Annotated in this window: 13 protein-coding genes; 1 reads left to right on the plus strand and 12 read right to left on the minus strand. The window is 63.6% G+C overall.

Features of this window, described 5'->3' with window-relative positions:
• Nucleotides 1–13 precede the first annotated feature (13 nt).
• The 10 genes from ACIQC5_RS12330 to hisI all read right to left on the minus strand — a co-directional run bounded on the left by ACIQC5_RS12330 (nt 14) and on the right by hisI (nt 13,705).
• On the minus strand, nt 14–1,471 hold the full coding sequence (locus ACIQC5_RS12330) for a glutamate synthase subunit beta (protein ID WP_400282335.1): 1,458 nt from the start codon (nt 1,469–1,471) through the stop codon (nt 14–16).
• Complete coding sequence (gltB, locus tag ACIQC5_RS12335) at nt 1,464–6,077, minus strand: glutamate synthase large subunit (RefSeq protein WP_400282337.1); 4,614 nt, start codon at nt 6,075–6,077, stop codon at nt 1,464–1,466. Before gltB ends, ACIQC5_RS12330 begins: the two co-directional genes overlap by 8 nt.
• A 259-nt stretch (nt 6,078–6,336) precedes the next feature.
• On the minus strand, nt 6,337–7,503 hold the full coding sequence (gene lgt / locus ACIQC5_RS12340; RefSeq protein WP_400282339.1) for a prolipoprotein diacylglyceryl transferase: 1,167 nt from the start codon (nt 7,501–7,503) through the stop codon (nt 6,337–6,339).
• 21 nt (nt 7,504–7,524) lie between these two features.
• A complete protein-coding gene (gene trpA, locus ACIQC5_RS12345; RefSeq protein WP_400282341.1) occupies nt 7,525–8,337 on the minus strand; it encodes a tryptophan synthase subunit alpha in 813 nt (270 codons plus the stop codon).
• On the minus strand, nt 8,337–9,713 hold the full coding sequence (gene trpB / locus ACIQC5_RS12350) for a tryptophan synthase subunit beta (protein WP_400282344.1): 1,377 nt from the start codon (nt 9,711–9,713) through the stop codon (nt 8,337–8,339). Before trpB ends, trpA begins: the two co-directional genes overlap by 1 nt.
• A 112-nt stretch (nt 9,714–9,825) precedes the next feature.
• A complete protein-coding gene (gene trpC / locus ACIQC5_RS12355; protein WP_400282346.1) occupies nt 9,826–10,644 on the minus strand; it encodes an indole-3-glycerol phosphate synthase TrpC in 819 nt (272 codons plus the stop codon).
• A 2-nt stretch (nt 10,645–10,646) separates the two neighbouring features.
• The gene (locus ACIQC5_RS12360; protein WP_400282349.1) at nt 10,647–10,919 is read right to left on the minus strand and encodes an HGxxPAAW family protein; all 273 of its coding nucleotides are present in this window, start codon (nt 10,917–10,919) and stop codon (nt 10,647–10,649) included.
• A gap of 132 nt (nt 10,920–11,051) precedes the next feature.
• Entirely contained in the window at nt 11,052–11,651 is a 600-nt protein-coding gene (locus ACIQC5_RS12365) for a Trp biosynthesis-associated membrane protein (protein ID WP_400282352.1), read from the minus strand.
• Nucleotides 11,651–13,231 carry an anthranilate synthase component I gene (locus tag ACIQC5_RS12370; RefSeq protein WP_400282355.1) on the minus strand — a complete coding sequence of 527 codons (1,581 nt, stop codon included), beginning with the start codon at nt 13,229–13,231 and terminating at the stop codon, nt 11,651–11,653. The genes ACIQC5_RS12365 and ACIQC5_RS12370 overlap by 1 nt, the downstream gene beginning before the upstream one ends.
• A 57-nt stretch (nt 13,232–13,288) precedes the next feature.
• Nucleotides 13,289–13,705, minus strand: a complete 417-nt coding sequence (gene hisI / locus ACIQC5_RS12375) for a phosphoribosyl-AMP cyclohydrolase (RefSeq protein ID WP_400282358.1) — start codon at nt 13,703–13,705, stop codon at nt 13,289–13,291.
• Nucleotides 13,706–13,794: 89 nt separating this feature from the next.
• Here hisI and ACIQC5_RS12380 point away from each other — a divergent pair, with 89 nt between their 5' ends.
• Nucleotides 13,795–14,439, plus strand: a complete 645-nt coding sequence (locus ACIQC5_RS12380) for a TIGR03085 family metal-binding protein (protein ID WP_400282433.1) — start codon at nt 13,795–13,797, stop codon at nt 14,437–14,439.
• Nucleotides 14,440–14,539: 100 nt separating this feature from the next.
• On the opposite strand, the gene hisF is transcribed toward ACIQC5_RS12380, so the two are convergent.
• On the minus strand, nt 14,540–15,316 hold the full coding sequence (hisF, locus tag ACIQC5_RS12385; RefSeq protein ID WP_400282360.1) for an imidazole glycerol phosphate synthase subunit HisF: 777 nt from the start codon (nt 15,314–15,316) through the stop codon (nt 14,540–14,542).
• Between the two features lie 42 nt (nt 15,317–15,358).
• Nucleotides 15,359–16,219: an ATP phosphoribosyltransferase gene (gene hisG / locus ACIQC5_RS12390; RefSeq protein WP_400282363.1), complete on the minus strand. Its 861-nt coding sequence runs from the start codon at nt 16,217–16,219 to the stop codon at nt 15,359–15,361.
• Nucleotides 16,220–16,285 lie beyond the last annotated feature (66 nt).

The raw sequence follows: 16,285 nt of genomic DNA on the forward strand, positions 1-16,285 counted from the left end.
GTTCCTGCCGGCGCTATAAGACCGCGATTGCCCGGTCGGTGGGTGCGACCGGTGCCGGGAGGATGGTGCTTCCCATGAGGAACTTGTCCACTGCCGCCGCGCACGCACGGCCTTCGGCAATGGCCCACACAATCAGGGACTGGCCACGTCCGGCGTCACCGGCAACAAACACACCCTCGGTGTTTGTCATGTAGTAGCCGTCGCGGGCTACGTTGCCCCGACCGTCGAATTCTGCACTTACCTGCTCGGTGATCCCGGACGGCTCCGCACCTGTGAAGCCGAGGCTCAGGAAGACGAGGTCGGCGGGGATGACCCGCTCGGTTCCGGCCTTCGGCAGACGCTTGCCGTCCACAAACTCCGTCTCGGCAACCTTCACGCCAGTGAGCTTGCCGTTTTCGCCGACAAACTCAACGGTGGAAGCCAGGTACGTACGCTCGCCGCCTTCTTCGTGGGCGCTGGCGACCTCGAAGAGTGTGGGGAACGTCGGCCAAGGCTGGTGCCCTGCGCGCTCGAGGGGCGGCTGCTTGCCGATCGCGAGCGTGGTCACAGAAGCAGCCTGGTGACGGTGCGCGGTGCCGATGCAGTCCGCACCGGTGTCGCCACCACCCAGGATGACAACGTGCTTGCCACGGGCATCGATGTGGTTCGCCGGGCTCTCCCCCGCTACCACGCGGTTGGAAGGAACCAGGTAATCCATGGCGAAGTGGACGCCCTCAAGTTCACGGCCCGGGATGGGCAGGTCGCGCGGGACGGTGGCCCCGGTGGCGATCACAACGGCGTCGTAGCGGCGGCGCAGTTGCTCCCATGTCACGTCCGTACCGACGGCGACGCCGGTGCGGAAGCGCGTGCCTTCGGCTTTCATCTGCTCCAGGCGGCGGTCCACCTGCTCCTTCTCCATCTTGAAGTCGGGGATGCCGTAGCGCAGGAGGCCACCGATTTTGTCGTCTCGTTCGTAGACGGCGACGGTGTGACCGACGCGCGTCAGCTGCTGTGCAACGGCAAGGCCGGCCGGGCCGGAACCAACTACGGCCACCGTCTTGCCGGTGAGGCGCGTTGGCGGAAGGGGCTGGACCCAGTCGTTGTCGAAGGCCTCATCAATGATGGAAACCTCAACCTGCTTGATGGTCACGGCGGGCTGGTTGATACCGAGAACGCAGGACGCTTCGCAGGGTGCCGGGCACAAACGGCCCGTGAACTCCGGGAAGTTGTTCGTGGCATGGAGGCGTTCAATTGCTTCCTCGCCCTTGCCGCGCCACGTGAGGTCATTCCACTCGGGAATGAGGTTGCCCAGCGGGCAGCCTTGGTGACAGAACGGAACGCCGCAATCCATGCAGCGGCCGGCCTGGCTCTTCAGGACGCCCTTCTCCTGGGCTTCGTAGACCTCTTTCCAGTCCATAATGCGGACGGGAACGGGACGGCGTGGCTGCGTCTCGCGCTGCCGGACTTTCAGAAATCCGCGTGGATCAGCCACCGGTTACCTCCAGGATTCGAGACCATACTTCTTCGCCATCGGGGTCAAGGCCCTCTTCGATGGCGTCGAGACGGGTTTGCAGGACTGCGGCGTAGTCGCGCGGCAGTACTTTGGTGATGCGGGCGGCGGTGTCGTCGAAGTTCTCGAGCAGACGGCCGGCCAAAACGGATTCGGTTTCCTCGACGTGCTTGGTCAGCAGGCCGTGGACAATGTCGCGGTCCTCGGCATCCAGTTCCAGGAGCTGGAGTTCACCGGAGTCCAGGGCGTCCTTGTTGACACGCTCAGGCTGCAGGTCCAGCACAAAAGCAGTACCGCCGGACATGCCGGCGCCGAAGTTACGGCCTGTGCGGCCGATGATCAGCGTCTGCCCACCGGTCATGTACTCGCAACCGTGATCGCCAATACCTTCGACGACGGCGGTCGCACCGGAGTTACGGACCAGGAAGCGTTCGCCAACCTGGCCGCGCAGGAACATTTCGCCACTTGTCGCACCATAGCCAATGACGTTGCCGGCGATCACATTGCGTTCCGCCTGGAACACGTTGGTGCGGTCGGGGCGCACAATGATGCGTCCACCGGAGAGACCCTTGCCCACGTAGTCGTTGGAGTCACCAAACATGCGTAGCGTAATGCCGGCAGGCAGGAAAGCTCCGAGCGACTGACCGGCAGTGCCGTTAAGTGTGACGTCGATCGTGTCCGTTGCCAGAACATCGGTGCTGAACGTCTTGGTCACCACATGGCCAAGCATCGTACCCACCGAGCGGTCCGTGTTGATGACGTCCAGAGTGATCTTGACGGGCATGCGGTCGCTGAGTGCTTCCGCTGCCATGGTGATCAGGCGCTGGTCAAAGTGCTTGTCCAGCTCGTGGTTCTGGCCGGTCATGTTGCGCAGCGGCACGTCGTCGTCGAACTCAAGCCCGTGCAGGATGGGATCGAGGTCGAGGCCTTCGGCCTTCCAGTGGTTGATCGCCTCGCGGGCATCGAGTACCTCCGCGTGGCCGATTGCCTCTTCAAGGCTGCGGAAACCGAGCTCGGCAAGGATTTCGCGGACTTCTTCTGCGAGGAACTCGAAGAAGTTGACCACGAACTCGGGCTTGCCGTTGAACCGGGAGCGCAGCTCGGGGTTCTGCGTGGCGACGCCGACCGGGCAGGTATCCAGGTGGCAAACGCGCATCATGATGCAGCCGGAAACCACCAGGGGTGCGGTCGCGAAACCGTACTCCTCGCCACCAAGCAACGCGGCAATGACAACGTCGCGGCCGGTCTTGAGCTGGCCATCCACCTGAACCACAACGCGGTCGCGCAGACCGTTGAGCATGAGGGTCTGCTGGGTTTCGGCCAGGCCGAGTTCCCACGGCACACCCGCGTGCTTCAGCGAGTTCAGCGGCGAGGCGCCGGTACCGCCGTCGTGACCTGAGACAAGTACGACGTCGGCCTTCGCCTTGGTGACGCCGGACGCCACCGTGCCGATCCCGACTTCCGAAACCAGCTTCACGTGGACTCGAGCCGAAGGGTTTGCGCGCTTGGCATCGTAGATGAGCTGCGCGAGGTCTTCGATCGAGTAGATGTCGTGGTGCGGGGGCGGGGAAATGAGTCCCACGCCGGGAGTAGAGTGACGCGTCCGGGCTACCCAGGGGTAGACCTTCTGGGCCATCAGCTGGCCACCTTCGCCGGGCTTTGCACCCTGGGCCATCTTGATCTGGATATCGTCAGCGTTGGTCAGGTACAAGCTGGTGACGCCGAACCGACCTGAAGCGATCTGCTTGATGGCAGAACGGCGCTCCGGATCCAGCAGACGGTCAACATCCTCGCCACCTTCACCGGTGTTGGACTTGGCGCCCAAACGGTTCATGGCGATGGCGAGTGTCTCGTGGGCTTCCTTGGAGATGGAGCCGTAGCTCATCGCACCCGTGGAGAAACGCTTGACGATGCTGGAGACGGGTTCCACTTCTTCGAGCGGAACAGCGGGACGCACACCGTTCTTGAACTTGAGCAGGCCACGGAGGGTCATCAGGTTCTCGGACTGGTCATCAATGCCCTTGGTGTAGGACTTGAAGATGTCATAGCGGCGTTCGCGGGTAGCGTGCTGCAAGCGGAAGACCGTCTCCGGGTTGAAGAGGTGCGGCTCGCCATCACGGCGCCACTGGTATTCGCCGCCGCCAAGGAGCGGCTGGTGCGGCTGCTCGATCCCGCTCTCGGGGTAAGCCATCTGGTGACGTGCGGAGACCTCTGCGGCAATGACGTCAAGGCCCACGCCACCCAACTGGGAGTGCGTGCCGGAGAAGAATTCGTCCACGAGTTCCTGGGACAAGCCCAGCGCCTCGAACGTCTGCGCACCCGTGTAGGAGGCCACCGTCGAGATGCCCATCTTGGACATGATCTTCAGGACGCCCTTGCCGAGGCCCTTGATCAGGTTGTAGACGCCGTCTTCCGGAGTCACACCCACGACGTCGCCGTTGGCGATCAGCTGTTCCACCGATTCCATGGCGAGGTACGGGTTGACTGCGGATGCGCCGTAGCCAACGAGCACAGCCACGTGGTGCGTCTCGCGGACGTCACCGGCTTCCACCACGAGGGCGGTCTTGGTGCGGTTGGCGCTGCGGAGCAGGTGGTGGTGAACGGCGCTGACCAGCAGGAGCGATGGAATCGGCGCCCATTGTGCGTTCGAGTCGCGGTCGGACAGCACAACGTACTGGACGCCGCGGTTGATCGCACCGGAAACCTGCTCGCAGATTTCTGTCAGGCGTGCACGCAGGGCCGCTTCCCCGCCTTCAGGGCGGTAGAGGCCACGGACCTTCATGGCGATCCGGTCGCCGTCGGCGCTTTCGATGTTCGCGATCTTGGCGAGCTGGTCGTTGTTGATCACGGGGAACGGCAAGCTGATCTGCGGCTGGCGGACCTGGTTCCCGTCCAGCAGGTTGCCGTTGGGGCCGATGGCGCACTTGAGCGAGGTGACCAGCTCTTCGCGGATGGCATCCAGCGGCGGGTTGGTGACCTGCGCGAACGACTGCACAAAGTAGTCGAACAGCAAGCGCGGGCGCTTGGACAGCACGGCAACAGGGGTGTCGGAGCCCATGGCACCCAAGGGCTCGGCGCCGGTGCGTGACATCGGGCCCAGGAGGATCTTGAGCTCTTCGGTGGTGTAACCGAAAGTCCGCTGACGGATGTTGACCGACGCAGCGGTGTGGACCACGTGCTCGCGCTCGGGGAGCTGGTTGAGGTCAATCAGGTTGTCCTTGAGCCATTCAGCCCACGGGTTGGCAGCAGCAACTTCGGCCTTGACTTCGGCGTCGTCGATGATGCGGCCGGCCTCGGTGTCCACCAGGAACATCTTGCCCGGTGCAACGCGGCCCTTCTTGACCACCTTGGCGGGCTCGACCTCGATCACGCCAACTTCGGAGGCGAAGATGATCAGACCGTCTTCGGTGATCCAGTACCGTCCGGGGCGCAGGCCGTTGCGGTCCAAGGTGGCACCCACGAGGTTGCCGTCCGTGAAGGACACCGCGGCGGGGCCATCCCACGGCTCCATGAGCAGCGAGTGGTACTCGTAGAAGGCACGGCGTGCCGGATCCATCGTGGCGTGGTTTTCCCAGGCCTCGGGGATCATCATCATGATCGAGTGTGTGATGGGACGCCCGGAGAGCCACAACAGCTCAGCAACCTCGTCGAAGGATGCGGAATCCGAGGCACCCGGAGTGCAGATCGGGTACAACTCTTCGGGAGTATCGCCCAGCAGAGGGCTGGCCAGCTGGGACTGGCGGGCACGCATCCAGTTGCGGTTGCCCTTGACGGTGTTGATCTCACCGTTGTGGGCGATGGTGCGGAACGGCTGCGCCAAAGGCCACGACGGGAAGGTGTTCGTAGAGAAGCGTGAGTGAACAATGGCGAGCTTCGTCTTGAAGCGCTTGTCCGAAAGGTCCGGGTAGAACGGCTCCAACTGTGCCGTCGTCAGCATGCCCTTGTACACAATGGTGCGCGAAGACAGCGACGGGAAGTACACGCCGAATTTGTTCTGGGCGCGCTTGCGGATACGCCAAGCGCGGGAGTCGAGCTCGTTGCGTTCAAGCTGCTCACCCGTGGCGGAAGCAAAGAACGGCTGCGAGAAGTACGGCATACAAGCGCGTGCCATGGCACCCACCAGATCGGCGACCACCGGAACCTCGCGCCAGCCGAGGACGGTCAGGCCCTCGTCCGCTGCGAGGCCTTCGATGCCGGCCTTCGCCGTTTCTGCTTCGCGGGACTCGGCAGGAAGGAATGCAGTGCCCACCACGTACTGGCCGGGGGCCGGCAGTTCGAATTCGGTGACGGCCCGGAAGAACTCGTCCGGTACCTGCATGAGAAGGCCCGCACCGTCTCCGGTACCTTCGTCGGCGCCCACGGCGCCGCGGTGTTCGAGATTGCGGAGGGCGGTTAGCGCCGCTTCCACGATGTCGTATCCCGGTTCCCCGCGGAGCGTGGCAATAATAGCCAGGCCGCAGGCGTCCTTCTCCTTATCAGGGCTGTAAAGGCCCTGCGCCTCCGGAAGCGCGGCAAAGCGCTTGAATGGAGACATGGCACCCTGAGGTTCGATTTTTTCGGACCAACCGGGGTTATGAAGATGGGTCATGGGAGACGTCCTTCCTCGTGATCGTGCGTATGGAAGGGACAACGTTGGCCCCACCTTGCCTGCCCTGTGATGGGCACAACAAAGCGCTAGTAATTGGAATTGTAGGCCAGCCAGTCACGCGCAACGAACAGTTACGCAGACCACTGGCCCCGGCTTGACCGGTGAGCATCGGTATGCTGCCGATCCGGTTTCCGGGGTGCCACGACGCTGTGGACTGGGCCCTACGAGCGGTGACTCTGTTGCCCCTTTGCCGGGCCGACTACTTGGTGTGGTCTGCTTCCGGCGCGGATCCGGGGGCCTTCCTTGCGGCAGTCGCAGCAGTATCGGACTCCGTTTTGGACTTGTCAGCTTGACCGGAATCCCCTGCTGCATCCTGCGGCTCGTCAACGTGGCCCGGATCGCTTTGGTTATCTGGGAGATTACCACGTGAACCACTATCTGAGACAGATGGGTCCACATCATGACTGGTGACGCTCGTCACCGATTCAGCGTCCTTTGCCGGTTCAACAGCGGCCTCAGCAGCCGGTTCCCGGCCCGGCAAATATGCGGAATCCGGGTCCGGCCGGCCACCTCTGCCGAGCCACAGGAAGATCACCAAAGCAACGACGAATACCAGGATGCTGGTCCAAACATTAAGCCTGGTGGTAATGCCGAAGAGGGTGATCTGCTCAGCGTCATCTATCCTCAGCGCTTCGATCCAAACCCGGCCCAACGTGTAATACATGGCGTACAGCCAGAAGAGGCGTCCGCGGCGGAAGTTGAACTTTCGGTCCAGCACCAGCAGGGCGGCGACGCCCACGAGGTTCCACAGGGATTCATAGAGGAACGTGGGATGGAACAGCGTGTCTGCGGGCATGCCGGGAGGGAAGTTGGCATTGGCGGGGTCGATCGCGAGTCCCCACGGCAGGGTGGTGGGTGCACCGAACAGTTCCTGATTGAACCAGTTGCCCCAGCGCCCGATTGCCTGGGCGAGCAAGAGGCCGGGAGCCGCAGCGTCCAGGAACGCCGTGAGCTTGAGGCCGGCACGCCGGCAACCAATCCAGGCGCCGACAGCGCCGAGGACCACCGCGCCCCAGATGCCCAGACCACCGCGCTGGATCTGCGGGATCAGGGAAAGATCGCCGGTGCCGTCAAAGCCGGGACCGAAGTAGGCATCGGGCGAAGAGAACACGTGGTAGAGCCGTCCGCCGATGATGCCGAAAGGAATGGCCCAAATGGCGATGTCCCAGAGGCTGCCTTCGGGGGTGCCACGGCGCTTCCACCTGGCGGAGGTCAGCCACAGGCCAACGATGATGCCCGCCAGGATGCAGAGGGCGTATGCATGAATGCGCAGCGTCCCCCACGGCAACGGAATGTCGAAACCGGACCACGAGGGGCTCGGGATACTCAGGGGGACCATTGCCGCTGCGTGGAGGACGGTCTGCATGCGCTTCGCTGTTTCCTTTTCCTAGGCTTCTGCTGCTGCGCGGCCAAGGCCGGCGCTCAGGTTCTTGGTGAGTTGCCCGACGGCGTCCACGCCGCCATCGCGGAGGGCAGCTACCAGCGCGGTACCGACGATCACACCATCGGCGTACGCAGCGATTTCACGGACATGGTCCGGATTGGAAACTCCCAGACCGACGCATACACGTTCCGCCCCGGCAGCGTGTGCGCGGGCGACTACGTGCTCCGCGCCGCTGCTGACGGATTGCCGGGTACCGGTGACGCCCATGATGGATACTGCGTAGACAAAGCCACGGCTTGCCTTCACGGTCATGTCGAGACGCTCGGGCGTGGAGGAAGGAGCCACCAGGAAAACCCGGTCCAGTCCGTACTTGTCCGAGGCCTCGAACCATTCGGCTGCTTCATCGGGAATAAGGTCCGGCGTGATAAGGCCTGCTCCCCCGGCTTCAGCCAGGCGGCGGGAGAATTCGTCCACGCCCATGCGCATAACCGGGTTCCAGTACGTCATGACCAGCACTGCAGCGTCCGTGGCGGCCGTGATACCGGCGACGACGTCGAAGACGTTGGCAACACGGAACCCGTTGGCAATTGCTTCGGTCGTGGCAGCTTGAATGACCGGGCCGTCCATCACGGGGTCAGAGTAAGGGATGCCGATCTCAATGAGATCGGCGCCGTTACGGGCCAAGGCAATGCCTGCCTCGATGCTGTCCTGGACGGTTGGGTATCCCGCGGGAAGGTAACCGACCAGCGCTGCCCGGCCGTCGGCCTTGGCGCGGTCAATGGCGGCAGCGGATTTGCTGGCGAATTGTTCAGTCATCAGTTCTGGTCCTCGTTGGCGTCCACGGCGGCCTCGTCGGTGCGATCGGCCGGCCCCTTGGGCTTGCGGGTGGACAGTGTGGTGCCCTTGACGTTGCCGTCTTCGTCCAGCATGTTGAACCATGCTGCAGCTGTTTCAACGTCCTTGTCGCCGCGTCCGGAAAGGTTGACGATGACGATGACGTCTGACGGATTTTCCTTGCCTTCAGTGAGGCGGTGGCCGATCTTTATCGCTCCAGCCAAGGCGTGCGAGGACTCGATGGCCGGAATGATGCCTTCGGTCCGGCACAGGAGGCTGAAAGCGTCCATCGCTTCGGTGTCCGTGATCGGCTCATAGGTGACACGGCCGATGTCCGCCAGGTACGAATGCTCAGGACCGACGCTGGGGTAATCCAGGCCCGCGGAAATCGAGTGGGATTCGATCGTCTGCCCGTCTTCGTCCTGCATGAGGTAAGAACGTGCGCCGTGAAGGACGCCGGGGCGGCCCAGGGAAATCGCTGCAGCGTGGCGGCCTGTCTCAACGCCCTCACCGCCGGCTTCAAAGCCGTAGATCTGCACTGAGGCGTCGTCAAGGAAACTGTGGAAGAGGCCGATTGCGTTCGAGCCACCACCAATGCAGGCACAGATGGCGTCGGGCAATTTGCCGGTCTGATCGAGGATCTGGGCCCGGGCTTCCTCGCCGATCACTTCATGGAAGAAGCGGACCATGGCCGGGAACGGGTGGGCGCCGGCAGCGGTGCCCAGCAGGTAGTGGGTGTTCTCAACGTTGGAGACCCAGTCGCGGAGGGCGTCGTTGATGGCGTCCTTCAGCGTCTGGGAGCCGTTGGTCACAGGAACCACCGTGGCACCGAGCAATTGCATGCGTGCCACGTTCAGGGCCTGACGTCGGCAGTCCTCGGCACCCATGTAGACAACGCACTCGAGCCCCAGGAGAGCAGCAGCCGTGGCACTGGCGACGCCGTGCTGGCCCGCACCGGTCTCCGCGATCACGCGTGTCTTACCCATGCGCTTGGCCAGGAGTGCCTGTCCCAGGACGTTGTTGATCTTGTGCGAACCCGTGTGGTTGAGGTCTTCGCGCTTGAGGAAGATCCTTGCTCCGCCGGCGTGCTCCGAGAAGCGCTTGGCTTCAGTCAGGAGCGACGGACGCCCGGAGTAGTTCTTGTTCAAGTCCTTCAGCTGCGCCAGGAACTCAGGGTCCGCCTTGGCCTTTTCGAACGTGTCCTGGACTTCGTCGAGGGCGGCGATCAAAGACTCGGGCATCCATCGGCCGCCGTAGTTGCCGAAGTAGGGCCCCGTGGCGTTGCGCAGCGAAGCGCCGCCTTGCAGGAATGCGTCGGCCGCATTCTCGTCCGAGCTGGCTGTTGGCGCGTCCACCATCAGTCTCACCGTCCTGTTCCAGTTAGTTCATTGGGTCGTTCCACGTGCCACAAGGCAGCCGCAGGCACATGCCCGGGCTGCCTTGAGGCTGTCGCCATGTCCAGGTTCCGGCTCAGTTCCTGACGGCGATGGCGGCAGCTCCAGCTGCCTTGAATTCGGTGATGCGTTGACGCGGCGTCGAGTCGCTGACCAGCGCCTCGCCCACGAGGATGGCGTTGGCTCCGCTGGCTGCATAATGCGATACGTCGTCCGCGCTTCGTACGCCGGACTCCGCGACAATAACGGCCTCTGCCGGAATCAAACCGGCCAGCGAACCGAACAGTGAACGGTCGACGTCGAGCGTTTTCAGGTTGCGGACGTTGACGCCGATGATTCGCGCCTGAGCGGCAACAGCGCGCTCGATTTCCTCTTCCGTGTGGGTTTCAACCAGCACGCTCATGCCAAGATCATGGCTCAGTGCGCTGAAATCAGCCAACTGGGAATCGGAGAGAGCCGCCACGATGAGCAGGATCAGGTCCGCGCCGTGGGCACGGGCTTCCCAGATCTGGTACTCGTCCACCGTGAAATCCTTGCGGAGCAACGGGGTATCGACGGCGGCACGAACGGCATCGAGGTCGGCGAGCGAACCGCCGAAGCGGCGCTGTTCGGTCAGGACGCTGATGACGGATGCTCCGCCGTCGGCGTACTGCACAGCGAGGGAGGCGGGATCCGCGATGGCGGCGAGGTCGCCTTTGGATGGGCTGCGCCGTTTGATTTCCGCGATGACCTTGAGGTCGTTGCGGCTGGAGGACGGGCCACCCAAGGCAGCCCACGCGTCACGGGCAGGCACTGCCGCGGTGGCGCGGTCCTTCAGCTCGGCAAGGGACACCAGGCCACGACGGGCCTCCATGTCTTCCTTGACGCCAACGATGATGTCATCAAGAACGGTCACGATTAGTGGCCGTTGTTCTTCAGCTTGCTGCCGCCCACACCGTATCCGGCCTTGCGCATGGCGAACCCGGCGACGAGGCCGAGAACCATGACAACCAAGCCGCCGACGAAGATCGGGGTGCTGGCGATCACGAAAGCGATCGAGGAAATGAGGGCGCCAACCAGCATCACAATCACGCAGGTCCAGGCAGCCGGGCTGTTACCGTGACCGATGGCGTCAGCGTGGCTGGCCATGGTCGAGGAAGCTTGGTTTGCGGACACGGTGGTTTTGCTCATTGTGGAATCTCCTCAGGATGAATACTGCTTACATTCTGCCATTTATTGACGGCGTCCGGGACATCGTCCGACGTCAGGACCAGCTACGCGACATTTGTTGCGGCCGGTCCGGTTCAAAGTCTGTTGCGGGGCCTACGTGGGGTCTTCTCCGCGCGAAAGGCTGTCCCAGCTGTCGATCTCATCCACCGGTCCCGTGCCACGCTTGGCACGGCCGGCGTCGTACTTGGTCCTGGTCTTCCAGTAGCGCCCGGCAAACGGGAGAACCAGTGCGCACACTGCCAGAAGGGCGCCGGTGATGACCGCGACCACGGGGAACAGCGTCGTGGCAACGTTTGCCTCGCCCCCGGAAATCCCTGTGGCCGCCGCTATGGCCCCCTGCGCCGCCCCCAAGGGATCGGCGAGGACAATTGCGGCAGCTGCAATGACACCCACGGCGGACAAGCCAAGGATCACGGCAATAATCCAACGCGCGATTCGCCCTGCGATGGAAGCAGCCAAGCCACCCGCCAAGGCAACCAGCGCCAAGGCAGTGACGGCGGTGGCCGCCTTGCTGCCTTGGACATGGAGGTCGCTGCTGGAGGCCGCGTTGGGGTCCAGCCGGACGTCGATCCACGTCTGGGTGGTGGTTCCGAAGACCGCGAGGGCCAGAACGACGGTGGCCAGGACCAGCGTCGGCTTGCGGGCCCAGCGCGGCGGTACGGTGGCCGCGGGAACAGATGCTTCAGAGGTCATCAGGCGGGCGTCCCGCCGTCGACTGCTCCCGCGTCCCGCACCGTCTCGGCAGAAATGTTCTGCAGTGAACCGGCCGTATGCACCGCACGCAGCGGCGCGGCAGCTTTGTTCACCGTCTCAAGTGCCTCGGACGGCTTGTGCGAGTCCGCCACAATGCCGCCACCGGCCTGGACGTAGGCACGGCCTTCGCGCAGCAGTGCGGAGCGGATGGCAATGGCCATGTCCATGTCTCCGGCGAAATCCAGGTATCCCACCACACCGCCATAGATTCCGCGGCGGTGCGGTTCCAGTTCGTCCAGAAGCCGCAAGGCACGGGGCTTCGGCGCACCGGACAGCGTGCCTGCGGGGAAGGTCGCTTTGAGAACGTCGTAGGCCTTGGCGCCGGGCGCGAGTTCGCCAACCACGGTGGACACCAGGTGCATGATGTGGCTGAACCGCTCAACCTCCATAAACTGGGTGACGTCCACGGTGCCTGCCACGCACACCTTGGAGAGATCGTTGCGGGAGAGGTCCACGAGCATGAGGTGCTCGGCACGCTCCTTCTGGTCGGCCAGCAGCTCGGTGGCCAGCGCCTTATCCGCCTCCACGGTCTTTCCACGCGGCCGCGAACCCGCGATGGGGTGGGTGATGACCTCGCCTCCTGTCACGGTGACCAGAGCTTCCGGAGAAGAGCCGACGATCGAATACTCACGCCCGTCGGCGTCTTCAAGGCTGAAGATGTACATGTACGGGCTGGGATTCGTGTTCCGGAGCACGCGGTAGACGTCCAGCGGATCAGCGGGGCATTCCATTTCGAAGCGCCTCGAAATGACCACCTGGAAGACTTCGCCGTCCACGATCGCTTCTTTCCCGCGATCGATTGCTTCCAAGTAGCGGTCCTCGTCCCAGCGTTCCTGCACGCTGGAGGCGAAGTCCAAGGCAGCGGTTTCCAACACGGAAACGGGCTGGGCGACGGGCGTGCTGATCTGGTCCAGCAGGGCCTTCACACGAGCCACCGCATCGTGCCAGGCATCATCCACGCGCTCGGAGCTGTTGTCGAAATTGATGGCGTTGGCAATCAGCAGGACAGTGCCATCCATGTTGTCGTGCACTGCCATGTCGGTGACAAGGTTCAGCGCCATCTCGGGCAGCTGCAGGTCATCTTCCGGCGGGGCCGTCAGCTTCTCCCAGTGGCGCACGGCCTCCCAGCCAAGGAAGCCAACCAAGCCGGAAGTAAACGGCGGCAGGTCCTCGAAGCGGTCGGTCTGCAGCGCGGCAACCGTGTCCCGGACAGCTTCCACCGGATTGCCGTCAACAGGCACGCCCACCGGCGGCTCACCGATCCAGTGCGCCTGGCCGTCCTTGGTGGTCAGGGTGGCACGGGACTTGGCGCCGATGAAGGAGTAGCGGGACCAGGCCCCACCAACAGCCGCGGACTCCATCAGGAACGTACCCGGCTGGCCCTGCGCCAGCTTGCGGTACAGGCCGATAGGCGTCTCGGCATCTGCCAAGACCTTGAGTCGAACGGGGATGACACGGCTGTGGACGGCGAGTTCGCGGAACTCTTCCAGGCCCGGGCTGATGATTCCAAGGTCCTGCATGGCTATTGTTCTCCGCCTTTGGTCTTTGTGGTGCGTCAGTGGAAAGGGAGGGGTGCCTTAATCGCGGTGGCCCGTGACGACTGTGAAATCGCGTCCGTCGAAGCACGTGCGGGTACCGGTGTGGCAGGCTGCGCCGATCTGGTCCACGCGGACCAGGAGGGCATCGCCGTCGCAGTCAAGGGCGACAGACTTCACGAACTGGACGTGTCCGGAAGTGTCACCCTTGCGCCAGTACTCCTGGCGGGAGCGGGAATAGAACGTGACGCGTCCTGTAGTCATGGTCCGGTGCAGGGCTTCATCATCCATCCAGCCGAGCATCAGGACTTCATGGGTGTCATGCTGCTGGATGATGGCTGCCACGAGGCCTGCAGAGTCGCGCTTGAGGGCACTGGCAATCTCCTGCGGCAAAGGGCTCCCGGGGTCGCTGGAAAGCTTCACGGCGGGAGAGGGGCTGGGGGCGGACTGCTCTGACATCAGATCAAGTCTAGTGCCTTTCAGGAGAGGCAGATTCTGCGGCGGTTCCACTGCGCAACAGGGCCCGGATCGTGCTAGTTTCACAAGTGATGCATTTCGTCGATCCTTCCCGAGAAGTACTGGCCGAAACACTCCTGGCGGCCGGGCCTGACTCCCCCACGCTCTGCGAAGGGTGGCTCACCCGTGACCTTGCCGCGCATTTGTACCTTCGGGAGCGAAAAGCCGCTGTTGGCATCGGCCTCCTGATTCCCAGCCTCGGCAAAGCGTCGGACAAGGCAACGTCCAAGCTCGCTGCCAAACTCAAGACCACCGACGATTACGCCAAACTCGTAAAGACCTTCCGTGAAGGCCCGCCGGTCCTCTCCCCCTTGAAGATCAAGGCGCTCGACGAAACCTCCAATCTCATCGAGTACTTCGTCCACACCGAGGACATCCGCCGGGCAGGCGATCGTTGGGCACCCCGGGCCCTTGACGAAGCCTACTCGGACGCCCTGTGGGATGAACTCATCAAGCGGGCGGCCATCCTCTACCGGGGTGTGGACCTCGGCATCGTCCTCGTCAGGCCCAGCGGTCCCCGCCATGTCGCGAAGCGCGCCCCGGTTTCCGTCGCCATTGTGGGCGAACCCGGCGAACTGCTCATGCACGCCCACGGCCGCACCGGCCAAGCCCTCGTCACCTTCGAAGGCCAGCCGGACGCCGTCGCGCTCCTTCAGTCCGCAGACATCGGACTCTAGAAACCAAGAACGCGGGGTCATGTGCGGCCCATCTCCGGAAGGATGACGGGCCGCAAATGACCCCGCGTTTGCTGGTGGAGTTTACGTTTGGCGGCAGGAGCTACCGAACCTCGAAGCCCGCCTCACGGATGGCAGTCTTGACCTGGGCGATCATGTCGTCCGGGCCAAAGTGGAATACTGACGCGGCCAGCACGGCGTCCGCCCCTGCTTCCACCGCAGGCGGGAAGTGCGCGGGTTTCCCGGCGCCGCCGGAGGCGATAATCGGGATGTTGACGGCCGCCCGAACCAAGCGAATCAATTCGAGGTCGAAGCCATCCTTCGTTCCGTCCGCGTCGATCGAGTTCAGCAGGATCTCCCCCACACCTCGGTCCGCGGCTTCCTTTGCCCACTCGATCGCGTCGATACCGGTTCCGGTGCGGCCACCGTGCGTGGTGACTTCAAAACCGGACGACGTCGGGACGTCACCTGGGCGGGTTCGGCGCGCATCGACCGAGAGCACCAGGACCTGCGAGCCAAAGTGTCGGGTGATTTCGTCGATGACCTCGGGCCGGGCTACGGCGGCTGTGTTGATGGAGGCCTTGTCCGCACCGAAGCGCAGCAGCTTGTCCACCTCGGCCACACCCCGAACGCCGCCGCCCACGGTGAGTGGAATGAAGACTTCCTCGGCGGTGCGGCGGACCACATCGAAGGTGGTTTCGCGGTTGCCTGATGATGCCGTGACATCAAGGAACGTCAGCTCGTCGGCGCCGCCATTGTCGTAGCGGTGCGCAAGCTCCACCGGATCACCGGCGTCGCGCAGGCCCTCAAAATTGATGCCCTTGACTACGCGGCCGGCGTCGACGTCCAGGCATGGGATGACGCGTACGGCTACAGCCATGTGCTTACTCCTAGGATTTCTGCTCTGCGTTGCGGCTCTGGATCAGATGCGGCAGGCGTGGATGCTGCTGACCAGGATGGCGCGGGCGCCGAGGTCATAGAGCTCGTCCATGATGCGGTTGGTTTCCTTCTTGGGAACCATCGAACGCACGGCCACCCATTCCGAGTCGCGCAGCGGCGAAACGGTGGGCGATTCGAGGCCAGGGGTGAGCGCTGCTGCGTCCTCCACCAGGTCCTTGCGGATGTCGTAATCCATCAGCACGTACTGGCGGGCCACGAGCACGCCCTGCAAACGGCGGATGAGTACTTCGATTTCCTTGGCGGTGCCGTTTGCGGCACCACCGGGTCCGCTGCGGCGGATCAGGACAGCCTCGGACTTCAGGATCGGCTCGCCGAAGATTTCCATGCCGGCGGCCTTAAGCGTGTTGCCGGTCTCCACGACGTCGGCAATCGCATCCGCAACACCGAGCCGGACCGACGATTCGACGGCACCATCCAGGCGGACCACCTTGGCGTTGACGCCGCGCTCTGCGAGGTAGTCGCGCAGGAGTCCGTCGTAGCTGGTGGCGAGGCGCTTGCCTTCAAGCTGCTCGACGCCGTTGAAGTCACCTACGGGGCCGGCGAACCGGAAGGTGGAGGCGGCGAAGCCCAGGGGTAGCAGCTCTTCGGCTTCCACCTGCGCGTCCAGGAGCAGGTCACGTCCGGTGATGCCGACGTCGAGGGTTCCCTGGCCTACGTAGACCGCAATGTCGCGGGGACGGAGGAAGAAGAACTCAATCTCATTGTCGGGATCAACCATGACCAGCTCGCGGCTGTCGCGGCGCTGGCGGTATCCGGCCTCGGACAGCATCGCCGAGGCGGCTTCAGACAGGGATCCCTTGTTGGGAACGGCTACACGGAGCATTGGGGAGACTTTCTGTTTGGAATGGAGGTTTCAGGCACTCTGGCCACGCAGCAGCCCCCGCTTCGG

This window comes from Paenarthrobacter sp. NPDC092416, from assembly GCF_044755025.1.
Classification (GTDB): Bacteria; Actinomycetota; Actinomycetes; order Actinomycetales; family Micrococcaceae; genus Arthrobacter.